At 38.9% G+C, this 12,670-nt stretch carries 7 protein-coding genes; 1 reads left to right on the top strand and 6 read right to left on the bottom strand.

Going from position 1 to position 12,670, the window contains the following annotated elements; all coding sequences use genetic code 11:
• Nucleotides 1-18: 18 nt before the first annotated feature.
• From AABJ51_RS16245 to AABJ51_RS16235, 3 genes are all read right to left on the bottom strand, one after another.
• Entirely contained in the window at nucleotides 19-1,389 is a 1,371-nt protein-coding gene (locus AABJ51_RS16245; protein ID WP_338373396.1) for a hypothetical protein, read from the bottom strand.
• Between the two features lie 107 nt (nucleotides 1,390-1,496).
• Entirely contained in the window at nucleotides 1,497-3,011 is a 1,515-nt protein-coding gene (locus AABJ51_RS16240) for a RagB/SusD family nutrient uptake outer membrane protein (protein ID WP_338373395.1), read from the bottom strand.
• A gap of 18 nt (nucleotides 3,012-3,029) precedes the next feature.
• The gene (locus AABJ51_RS16235; RefSeq protein ID WP_338373394.1) at nucleotides 3,030-6,191 is read right to left on the bottom strand and encodes a SusC/RagA family TonB-linked outer membrane protein; all 3,162 of its coding nucleotides are present in this window, start codon (nucleotides 6,189-6,191) and stop codon (nucleotides 3,030-3,032) included.
• Nucleotides 6,192-6,538: 347 nt separating this feature from the next.
• On the opposite strand from AABJ51_RS16235, the gene AABJ51_RS16230 reads away from it, so the two are divergent.
• Entirely contained in the window at nucleotides 6,539-9,361 is a 2,823-nt protein-coding gene (locus AABJ51_RS16230) for a triple tyrosine motif-containing protein (protein WP_338373393.1), read from the top strand.
• Nucleotides 9,362-9,441: 80 nt separating this feature from the next.
• Here the strand turns inward: AABJ51_RS16230 and AABJ51_RS16225 are convergent, their stop codons facing one another.
• The 3 genes from AABJ51_RS16225 to AABJ51_RS16215 all read right to left on the bottom strand — a co-directional run bounded on the left by AABJ51_RS16225 (nucleotide 9,442) and on the right by AABJ51_RS16215 (nucleotide 12,484).
• Complete coding sequence (locus AABJ51_RS16225; protein ID WP_338373392.1) at nucleotides 9,442-10,203, bottom strand: glycerophosphodiester phosphodiesterase family protein; 762 nt, start codon at nucleotides 10,201-10,203, stop codon at nucleotides 9,442-9,444.
• A 126-nt stretch (nucleotides 10,204-10,329) separates the two neighbouring features.
• Nucleotides 10,330-11,808 carry a rhamnogalacturonidase gene (locus AABJ51_RS16220; protein WP_338373391.1) on the bottom strand — a complete coding sequence of 493 codons (1,479 nt, stop codon included), beginning with the start codon at nucleotides 11,806-11,808 and terminating at the stop codon, nucleotides 10,330-10,332.
• 1 nt (nucleotide 11,809) lies between these two features.
• Nucleotides 11,810-12,484, bottom strand: a complete 675-nt coding sequence (locus tag AABJ51_RS16215; RefSeq protein ID WP_338373390.1) for a GDSL-type esterase/lipase family protein — start codon at nucleotides 12,482-12,484, stop codon at nucleotides 11,810-11,812.
• Between the last annotated feature and the right edge of the window lie 186 nt (nucleotides 12,485-12,670).

The raw sequence follows: 12,670 nt of genomic DNA, 5'->3' as shown, positions 1-12,670 counted from the left end.
CAACTGTTTGGGTTAGAGTTAATCTTTATGCTTTTGCAGGATAATATCTTTAATGAGTATATCTGTATTATCGGGGTTGCCACCAAAATCAAAAACTAATTTTGCTTTAGTAATATCTACCCCTTCCACGTCCACAGCCTTTGCAATAATATTAGTTCCAGCTGAAAGATCCACATTTTTAAGGAAAAGAAATACATCATCATTATCGTTCTGAGCGAGTTTCACTGTTACAGCCTTCACGTCTTGCGAAGCATTTAGGATCACACGAAAATCATAATTTTCTCCGGCTTTTGTAGACAGATTATCAGTTACAAATGTCACCTGATTCTGCCATTGAGCGAATGTTGCACTTGGGAAAGTCGTTGAATACTCTGTCCCACTAATAGTTAATGCCGGATCTGCAAGTTGTGACCAACCCGGAGCATAATAAAATGTATTAGAGAAGGTTACTCCATGCCACAAGTTGTCGGTACTATTCACATCTACCCAATTAGGTTCAGGCTCTTCAATTTCAGGTACAACCGTTCCATCGTCATCTGCATGATTCTTAAATACAATATTTTCGACTGAAATATCTGTGCCCTCGGCATTTCCGCCAAAGTCTAAAACCAGCTTCAATTTACTTACATCAAGTCCCTGCATCGAACTCTTCCAGAAACACTTGGGTTGATTAGCCTCCAAACTGGTTCTTTCTGCAAAGTAGAAAATATTATCATCACTGCTATCCACCAGCTTAACTGTAATCCCCGGATGGGCTTTTGTTGAAGTCAGAATCACTGAGAAATCATATTGTAACGCTGCACTACTACCAAAGTCTGTACCTATAATCATCTGAGCCTGCCACTGATCAGTAGTTGCCTGAGGCAAACTTATAGAATAAGCAGGTTCCTGGAATGAATATTTAGGATCGGCGATCTGAGACCATCCCGGAGCATACCAGAATGTAGGAGTACTTATTGTTGCACTTTTCCAGATATTGAACGAAGAGTCATACACAAATCCGCCGAAACCATTGATTAAACTCCGGTTTATAGTTATTGTTTTAGTTACCGCTCCATCACTTTGTCCATTGGCATTCAAAATTTTAACTTCCACAAGATAATCTCCGGCCTTGGGAAAAGTTTGAGTAAAACTAACTTCTGACGAATAAACTGCCTTAGTAGCAGTATGAATGGTCCAGAACGGAATAACATCAGTTCTATCGAAAGAGAAAGTGACCGTATTTGTTTCCTGATCAACATCTATTTTGATAGCATCTTCATACTCTGCAGCTAAAGGAATGCCAGCTTCATTAGGAGACTTGAAGTCTTCGGGAGAGCAGCCTGCCTGACTTAAAGCTATAGTCACCAGCATGAAAGTGACTTTGATATAATTATATATATTTTTCATAATCCTCTTGGTTTTTAATAAGGTATCAGACCTTTTATTGCTTTGACAAGTTAGATATCCAAAGCTTGTTATAAATTAAAAGTATATCATTAAGCTCTTTCAGCTGATTAATAACTGTTTTGAGTCAAAGTTCCTTGTGCTGCATCTATTTCACTTTGAGGAATAGGCAGGTATTTTTTATTTGCTGTCCAGGCATTGGTCCGATAACCGTAGCTATCAGGAACTAATACACTTGCGGCTTTTCCTGTACGTACAAGATCCCAATAACGTTTTCCTTCACCTACAAACTCCAAGTGGCGTTCTTCTATAATATTATCAATGGTTGCTGCAACTTCAACAGTCAATCCTGCACGTTTATGCACACGATTCAAATATTCTTTGGCATCACCGCTACCTGCTCCACGAACAATAAGTTCGGCGGCATTAAGTAATGTTTCCGAAAAACGGTAAATACGAAGATTATTATTGTAGTTAAGGTCTGCATCAGCAATTTGCCCTGCATTTCCTCCGGACTGAGCAACATATTTTTCAAGAAAGAATCCTGTATCCTGATAACGTGGCTTATAACTTCCTGCTGCAGCCGCATTCCAGCAAGTAGCTCCACGGCGGGCATCGTTATTCGAATAGCGATTATATGTTTCGGTTCTGAGAGGACAGAATCCCCAGCCGTTTTCATGACCATCTGTACCATCCGCCCAACCGCTAGGACTTATCAAACGAGGAAGTACCGTTCCTCCGGCAACAAGAGGAGAGTTCCATGAACGGGCAGCATTCTCGGACTTATAATTAATCTCGAAAATAGATTCGTCATTCCATTCTCCGGATTCCTTAAAAATTCCGGTATAATCAGCAGTCAAGGAATACTTACCGCTATCAATAATCTCTTTCATATACTGCAATGCTTTCGGATAACGGCTTTCATCATTCTGATACATTACTATTTCGGCATAAAGCATATATGCCATAGCCTTAGTTACACGCCCATAATTGCTACTACTTTCTTTCATCGGAAAAGCATCCAATGCTATTGCACCTTCCAGGTCAGCAATCATGTTATTATAGACATTATCTGCGTTCAACTGCTCTGCAATATAGGGAGTTGTTAGATTTTTTTCATAATAAGGTATATTTCCCCAGAATTTCCAAAGCCAGTTGTAATAAAATACACGAAGGACACGTGCTTGCGCCTGATAATATGTCGCATTTTTTTCGGTAAGATTCTCTCCTGCCCATCCAATATAGGTCAGAACATCATTGCTGCGTTTAACACCGGAGTAAGCTACAGTCCAAAGCCCCGTCATACAGTTAGTCGGAAGTGCCTCATAGTTCATCATTAAATGCCAGTATTGGTTATCGTTTTTGTCCGATCCGCCGACCCATATATCATCAGCCATAATATCGCTCATTATATTTACGGGATTATATTGGCTCATAGCCCAATCAGGCCAATGCAAGGGATCATAGGCGGCAACTACAGCCTCCTGTATATGCTCATCTGTAGTAAAATAAGTATCTATTGTTTCTTGTGTTTTTGACTCTACCTCCAAAAACGATTCGGAGCATCCGGTTGCCAGCATAGCTGATGATATCAAACCGGCCATTATATATTTATATTTCTTCATGACAATTAAATGTTAAGATTAAAATGCTAGATTCACACCGACTGTAAATACTCTCGCTTGCGGATATACTCCACGATCAACACCCAAAGAGGTACCTCCCGATGATATTTCAGGATCAAATCCATGATATTTAGTGATTGTAAGCAGATTTTCTGCTGCGACAAACAATCGCAGAGAAGAAACGAAATACTTACGTGTCAGATTACCGGGCAGAGTATAGCCAAATTGCATATTTTTCAAGCGCAGATAACTGCCATCGTATATATAAAGGTCAGATGACTGCCAGTTTACATTATCGCCCTGTACATAACGTGGATATTTATTTGAAGTACCTTCACCTGTCCAACGGTTAAGTATCCAAGAAGGCATATTGCTGGATGTTATATCCGTACGGCGTGTAGCATCAAATACATCGTTACCGATGGTTCCCTGCCACATCATGCTTAAGTCAAAATTTTTCCAGCTTACATTAAAGTTAAAACCATACGTCCAGTCAGGCATCCCTTTTCCGATATCCGTGCGATCCCCTGCATCAATTATTCCATCTCCGTTTACATCTACAAAACGCACATCTCCCGCAACAGCATTCGGTTGAATCAATGCTCCGTCTTTATTTGTATAAGCATTTACTTCGGTTGTATTCTGGAAAACACCATCTGTCTTATATCCGTAAAAATATGGGAAAGGCTTTCCATTTTGAGCACGGGTAATAGAGCCAATACCCTGAAAAGAGTCCAGATTTGCCCAACCTGAATCGTTGCCATATTCGATCAGTTTATTTTTCAGATAGGTAAGATTACCTCCTAAGCGAAAATTCCATCCATTTGTACTAAATCTATAAGCACCTTCAAATTCAATCCCGCTATTTTCCATTTTACCTACATTACCTATCGGTTTGGATTCACCTACATACGATGGAATATTCATTTCCATCAACATCCCGTTGGTTTTTTTCTTATAGTAGTCTACTGTGAAAGTAAGCGCATTATCAAAGAACCCAAAATCCAGACCAAAGTCTAATTGCTCCGATTCTTCCCATTTCAGATCAGGATTAGCCAACCCTCCAGCTTTTACTCCATTTACCAGATTTTCATTAGATCCGAATATATAATTGTTTCCGGTTGATGTTAAGACTGTATATCTGAAATTTCCGATATTTTCGTTTCCGTTTTTACCCCATGACAAACGAGCCTTTGTTGCAGTCAACCAATCAGGGCGCTCTTCCATAAACTTCTCATTTGTGAGATTCCATCCTAATGAAAATGAAGGAAATGTTGCATAATGATTATTGGAGCCGAATCTGGAAGATCCGTCACGCCGAACTGTTGCCTGCAACATATATCTCTCATCGTAGTTATAGCTGGCACGTGCAAACAAAGAAGCTAAAGTAGCCTCATCACTAGGCCCTCCGTAAACTCCCATATCTCCATTCTCCTGCAATCCATTACTGGCATCAATATATGGACGGTCAAGATTAATAATTCCAAACCGGTTTCCTCCAAGGTAAGAACCCGACGATTTTTTCGCAGACTGCCCCAAAAGCAAGGAGAAAGAATGTTTATCGATAGTCTTGTCATACATCAAAATATTCTCGACCTGCCATGTTGTACCATCCTGTTTATTAGAATAAGCACTGGTCTTATCAGCCTTATTATTAGCTGTTAGGTAATACAGTTTAGTGTAACCGTCATATCCCCAAAAACCCAAATCAGCGCCATAAGAAGTTCTGAATTTCAAATTATCCCAGATTCCTAATTCCGCAGCAAAATTGACTACAAATTTATGACTCCAATTCTGATTACCAGGTAACGACAGACTTGCCAGAGGATTTACCATTTCATTATAGTCAGACCCAGCCAGCATGTAAAGTTTACCATTTTTAGGATCATACATTGGGGTGTAACCACTTGTTCCGGCATACTGATCTAATTGATCTTGTGCTGCTTGCCCCTCTACGTATACACCCAATATAGGAGATAATGCTAAAGCACTACCCAAAGGTGACCCGTAAGAAGAGTTTGTTTCGATTCCTTTACTCTTTATACGTGCATAAGAAAGGTTTGAGGAAACCTTGAGGCTTTTCAACCAATTACGGCTTTTCGATTCATCGAATAATGTATAACTGGTATTGCTGCGCAGGGTTAAACGTTCGTAGTTAGAACGATCGAAATTTCCTCCCACAATACCTTCTTGTGTATAGTAACCCATAGAAACCAAATAATTGATTTTATCACTGGCTCCACTTATACTTACTTGATGATTCACTACAGGCGCATCATAATTAAATGTTTCTTTTTGCCAATTGGTACCCTTTCCATAAGAATACGGATCATTGTATTTAGGAGCCATACCTGCATTAACTGCTCCTTCGTTCATCATGATTGCATATTCGGTTGCATTCAATACATCACGTTCTTTCCATGGACGCTGCCATCCGTAAGAAAAGTCATAGGTAACTCTTGTTCTTCCTTCCTTACCTGTTTTGGTCGTAACCAAAACAACCCCGTTAGCAGCACGTGCACCGTATACAGCTCCGGAAGCGGCATCTTTCAACACTTCTATGGAAGCAATATCACTCGGGTTAAGATAATCCAAACCACCCTCTATAGGCATACCATCTACAATATAAAGCGGGTCTGAATTATTTATCGTACCGATTCCTCGAATACGAATTTTGGCAGCGGCACCCGGTTGTCCCGAAGCAGATGTAACCGTTACACCGGCAGCAAGTCCTTTTAGTGCATTATCGACCCGCACAGGTGCTGTAGAGCCCAAGTCTTCGGCCGACACCTTAGCTATGGAAGCTGTTACCACACTCTTTTTCTGAACGCCATATCCGACAACGATCACTTCATCCAGAAGCTCTCCCGATTCTTCTAACAAAATCGACATCGGACTCTGGGATGCGTTTATTTCCTTTGTTTTATACCCAAGATAAGATATAACTAAAGTTGTGTTTGAAGGTACATTCAATTGGAAGTGTCCGTCCAGATCTGTTACAGTTCCATTATTGGTGTTTTTTTGTACAACAGAAACTCCGACCAGAGCTTCTCCCGATTTGGCATCTGTAACAGTACCTTTTATAGAACTGCTTTGAGCAAAAGCAGCTATCGGTAGAAATAACAGGAATAATATTAGTCCTGATAATAGCCGATTAACTGTAAACGACTCTTTTTTCATGTTTTCTCATTTAGTTGGTTAACGATTTAGGTCTCAGACCTATTTATTTACTAATCAAACATATTCATAACAAAGAATTATCTCTTTTAAATACTCCTGTTACTTATAATATTTGATCATTTTTTTGGTTTACATCGGCAAACCTATAAATATGTTAGTTTTTGTAAAAAAATAACAATACTACAAAAACTCACGTATAGCAATATAGAATACTTCAAGACTACTACATATTAAAAATAAATATCTATATACCAATATTATATATTAAAAACATCTACATCAGAAAAGATTTATTATATTTGAAGACATTTACACCTCTATTAGTGTTATTTTAACCTTTATTAGCCATGAAATTTATTCTATATATTCTATTCTTCATTATAACAGGTCCTCTAATATCTTCTGATTCTGTATGGCAGAGAAATATCATCAACTATGAACGCAATATATATATGGCAGGTTCGCAAAACTGGTCAGTCAAGCAAAATCCAAATAACCGAAAGATATATTTTGCCAATACATCAGGACTGCTCGAATTCGATGGCATATTCTGGTCATTATACCCTATAAGGAATAAATTAGTTAGAGCCTTACAGATAGATAAAGACCGCATATATGTAGGGGGAAGCTCCGAAATAGGATACTTTGAGCCTGATAATTCGGGAAAACTTATATATCACAGCCTTACAAATCTGGCTCCGGAATGGAGAGGAGAAGTCTGGAATATCTTCGTCAGAGGAGATAAAGTATATTTTCTCGATGAAGGGCAAGTAGTTATATATGACGGAAAAGATAAAATGAAGGTAATATCAACAGGTGTAAAAGTAGACTGTGCCTCACTCATCAATAATTATATATACATAGGCAGCCCCGATGGTGTCTTCTTTATAAATTACCAAGACAAGCTTACGCCATTGCTGGATACAGAGAATATCAAAGGCGAGAAAATAGTAAGTATTCTTTCTTTCGACAACAAATTACTGACTGTAACTGCCAGAAAAGGTATATATCTCCTAGGCTCTAATAAACGGACAAAAATGACCCTGCCTGCATCTCAAAATTTCATAGAGAACAATCAATTGTTCTGTGCCTCATTAGAAGGTTCTCTATTATCGCTGGGATCAGTACAAAACGGGGTGTTGGTAACCGACTTATTGAATCCTCAATACCAAGAGGAATTTAATTTGAATAATGGATTATATAACAACACAATACTAAGCTCTCTCTTTGACCTCGATGGAAATCTTTGGATCGGGCTCGACCGGGGCATAGCTTATATTAATATAGAATCGTCTATCCGTCCTATGTTTTCTGTCAGCTCACCTATCGGTACAGGATATTGTTCAGCATACTATAAAGGAGATTTGTATCTGGGTACAAATCAAGGGCTATATAAAGTCGATAAATCAGGGGCTTACACCCTAGTCAAAGACACCGAAGGACAGATATGGTCTTTATCCGTGTACAACGAAACCTTGTTTTGTGCAGGAGATACCAAAATATCCATCATTGAAAATCAATCGATATACAACATACCTTTAACAGGCATATGGCAAGTAAAACCATTAAAAGACAAGATGATAGCAAGCTCCTATTCAGGGCTAAAAGTTCTCGTCAAGAAACAGGGGAAGTGGCAATATTCACACAACATTCCCGACTTTTATAATTCGTGCCGGGACTTTTACGAAGAAGACCAAAAAACAATCTGGGTGATGGGCAACGATAATATAGTACTCCGCCTTACGTTGAATGACGATTTAACTCAGGTAATTGCAAAGAAAGAATACATCCTACAATCGCCACTAAATCCGGAAAACCCTTTCTTTAATAAAATAGACAACACCCTATTCATTTGCACGAGGAACGAGATATTGAAATATGTAAAGATGTCCGATAAATTCATTCCCTTTTCGGAACTCGAGAATCTGCTCGAAGGACCTCAGAAGTACGATTACCTATCGATAGATCCATACAAAAACATCTGGTTTGTCACAGATAACAATCTTAAGTTCTTACGTTATAACAACGGTTATTCGAAAAAGAAACAGGCTTTCGGATTAAGCAACGAGTTGATCAATGGTTATCAGAATGTAATGCTCAAAGATTCAGTTTCGGCAATACTGGGAGTAGACCGAGGTTTTGTTATGATAAACCTTTCAGATAAGCAAACTAAAACGACACCTCTTACGGCATCCATCCGAAAGATCATAGCCACAGACAATGACAGTACACTTTTCTATGAGAAGTCCAAACAGTTTTTAAAGATTCCCTATTCGCTCAACTCCATAAACATCTACTTTTCTACTACGGAATATGCAGACAGAGATGAAATTGTATATTCGGTACGCCTGCATAATATCGATGAAAAATGGAGTACCCCTTCCGAGAAAAACAACAAAGAATACACTAAACTTCCCGAAGGAATGTACACATTCGAAGTAAAAGCGATGAAAAAGGGTGAAACCGACTCGGATAAAATCACTTACCTGAGTTTCAGGGTGCTTCCTCCATGGTATCGTTCTGTGTGGGCGTATATAGCATACCTCACTCTCATACTGACTTGCATATTCATCTTTTACCGACGTACCATATGGAGACAGAAACGGATTATTGATCAAAAAGGCAAGGAACTTATAGCCCAAAAGCAAAGACATCAAGAGGAAAAGCAACTAAAAGACAAAGAGATATATGAACTGCAAAACGAAAATCTGAAAAGCAATCTCGAATACAAAACACAAGAGCTATCGGGATATATACTCAATCTGGCTCGAAAAAATGAAATGCTCGAGAATGTAAAGAAAGGTGTATTCACTATATCAAAAGCAATAGATGATAATAAGCCTTCCATTACGATAAAGCAAAAAGTGATGAGTCTGATTTCACAGATCAATCATAACATCGAGCATGACAAGGATTTCGATGTATTCCAGTCGAACTTCAATGTATTACATTCGGATTTCTTCAATGCACTGGAAAAAAGATATTCTAATCTGACCAGAAACGAAAAAGTGCTCTGTGCCTATTTAAAGATGAACTTATCATCCAAAGAAATTGCATCGTTACTAAACATCACCATCAGAGGTGTTGAAGTCAGCAGATACAGGCTCCGGAAGAAGCTTGAAATAGATAAAGATATCAATCTCAACGACTTTATGAATAGTTTCAGATAGAAAACCCACCACACATACACACCTAGAACAATTTATTCCACGCAGATAGGTAAACAAGACTAAAAGTCCGATAAACAGCTCTATTTCAGCAGCGATTTCACTTCTACAGGTTTATCTGTTGTTATAAAATCTACCTGCTGATCGATAAGACGTTTCATTACATCGGCGCCATTCACAGTCCAGGCATTTACGGTTAAACCTAAAGTATGCGCTTCTTTAATCCAAGTAGGGTTCTTTTCGTATACACTGTAATGGTAGTCAAGCCCTGTTAAGCCGATCTCTTTTATCTCTTTCGGAGAAAGTTCACCTCTCAGATATGCTATTTGAGATTTGGGAGAACCTTTCAGTAACTCTTTGCAGATATTCAGGCTAAAAGAGATATACTCAACCTGACTCTCTAAATGATACTTTTTCACCAAAGCCAAAGTAGCAGCAACTGCTCTGTCTTCGTTTTCTTTGGTTTTATGTGGCTTGATTTCCAGGATCAATTGAGTCCCGTTATTTGCTTTTCCGGCAATCAGATATTCTTCCAAAGTAGGCAATACCTCACCATTCTTTAGTTTGAGGTCTTTTATCTTCTCGTATGGAGTTTCTTCGATACGCATCCCTTCAATTACATCATCGTGATTAACAACGGTAACTCCATCCGAAGTGATGATCACATCAAATTCCGAGCCATAAGCTTTTATTTCATGGGCTTTGTTAAGAGCAGCGATAGAGTTTTGAGCCGAACCTTCGGTATCCCAATATCCTCTATGAGCTATCACTTTTGTTTGGGCACTCACATTAACTGTAACTAATAACATCGCACACATTGCAGATAAAAAAACTATTTTCTTCATATCATTATTAAGTAATAGTAGGTATTTAATGTCGTATTTCAAAGTAATAACAGCCTATATTGCTTTTATACCTTGATGGACAAACCAAAAGGTCTGAGACCTTTTTCACTCTGCAATATTAAGCAATTATTCCGAGATGCTGCTCATATTCATTTCGAAGCCCGTTACATTACTGTTAATATATGGTTCTACTCCATTCTGTACCTTTGCTCTGTAATTGAATAGACGGCAGCCGTCTACATCGCTCAACCATAGAGACGGGCGGAAATCGGGCGAAAGAAAGCTCACCTGCACATTATTCATTTCTATATTACGGGCATGACGGATGAAGAATCCCGATGCAGGAATAGTTCCGAACATCCAAGGTTCGGGGTACACTGCTTCATTTTCGGGTGGAGTCAGCTTTGCATCTGCTTCCGTTCCTCCTCCTTTATATACGATGCGAATATTATCGAGAACGACATCTTCAATATAATTATCCGGAATGCCGCTTATAATTGAGGCATATCGAGAATCGGCGTTATACACATTAATATTACTTAGTGTTATTCGTGCCATCTTCCCTACAGGAGTCCCTTTAGGACTTCTCAATCGTGCTCCCAAACGAAGGAAAATCGGTGAATTTACAATATCCCTCATGGTTATATTACTAATCACAATATCTTCTAAAGAACCTCCGTCAACGGATTCTAATGCCAATCCCCTGCAATTTTCAAAAACACAGTTCGAGATACTGATATTCTTAAAACCTCCACTCGATTCTGTTCCCATTTTTATACGTCCTGTCACATAACCATGATCAGGAGCCTGAGGCTCTTTACGTTCAAACGTTCCTGCTAGTACCGATCCTTTGTCGTAACCACTTACATAACAGTTCGTGATCGTTATATTTTCAGTATCACGAAAAAAACCAAGGGCAAAACTACTCTTCAACACAATGGCATCATCCCAGGGAGAATTAACAGAACAATCCGAGATACGCACATTACGACAGCAATCAATATCAAAACCATCACGGTTTGTATCCACCCAAACATTTGTGATAGTCATATTATCGACACCTGTTGCCAGTAAAGCAAAATGTCCGCAATTGACCATCTGTACATCTTTTATAGTAACATTCTTACATAACTTCAGGCTGATGGCTTTGTTTCCAACACCTGCCAGACGGCTTTCTTCACGGGTCAGACCTCTACCATCTATACGTCCTCTGCCCTCAATGGATATATCGCTCAAACCGATACCCCATATCAGGCTGTTCATCCAATGGCTGTGCCCGAAATCCTGATATTTATTATGCTCATTTTCTTCAGCGGCATCATATCCCCTATCTTTCTCAGGATATGCCGCCAACAGTACACTGCCGGCATCGAGATAAAGAGTTATGTTATCTTTCATCCGTATAGAATAACTCAGATATGTACCGGCAGGCAGAAAAACAGTTCCTCCACCATTGGCAGAGGCCGCTTCGATAGCCTTATTTATAGCATCCGAATCAATTTGTACCCCATCTCCTTTTGCTCCGTAATTCTTAACATCGTAAACGGCAGCCGGAACCTGTACCGCCGATATAAATAATGTAATGACAAGTAATATATATTTCATCTTATTTTTCTGTATTTTTCATCAGTACTGAATAAACAGTCTCAGCTATCAATCTATGCCCCTGATCATTGGGATGTAGTTTATCGGTATCCGGATAACATTCTTCATGTCCCGATAAAGCTGAGTATAAATCAATTACCGGATATCCTTTAGCTGCAGCAACCTTCTTTATCAAAGGAATTATTTCATCTGATAATACTTTAGGCTGATGCGACCAGTTTGTATTTGGCATAATAGGGATCGGTAAACATAAATATATCTTGGGTTTGGATGGAAGAGACTCGAATGTTTCACACAGATAAGTAAGATCGGCTTCGAAATTAGCTGCAAAATCTCCCTCATTCCAGACTCTTGGCTGTGAATCATTCGTACCTAATGCTATTGTTACAATATCGGGCAGAAAAGATTTTGCTTCTTCAAATTTTTCACATTTATCGTATGGCTTATAGGTATTGCGGCAGGCAGTCGCTCCACTTACACCGAAGTTACGCACATCATAGTTTTCACCCATCAGCACTGCAAGCTGTCCCACATATCCTTTGTGTACTCTGTCACTTGCGACAGCACCTTCGGTTATACTATTGCCTACACAGGCTATTTTGATACGGGAAGATTGAGCTGTAATCGACAACACAACCAACAAGGAGAGCAATAACGCATTTATTCTTCTTTTCATTTTTTGCATTTTTAAGGTAACATAATCAATCAACAGTGATCAGTTAACAATAATCAATTGAAAGCTAGTCATTATCAATTCTTCATTTTCGAAAAAGGTTACAAAGGTAACAAGGTAAATGTACAATTATCAATTGAAAACGATTCTTCATCCTTCATTATAAATTTTCCATTTCTCAAAAAGGTG

The organism is Indolivaga capnocytophagoides, from assembly GCF_036511535.1.
GTDB lineage: Bacteria > Bacteroidota > Bacteroidia > Bacteroidales > Dysgonomonadaceae > Dysgonomonas_A > Dysgonomonas_A capnocytophagoides.
The sequence above is the reverse complement of the archived record's forward strand: the minus strand, read 5'-3'. Positions and strand labels throughout refer to the sequence as shown.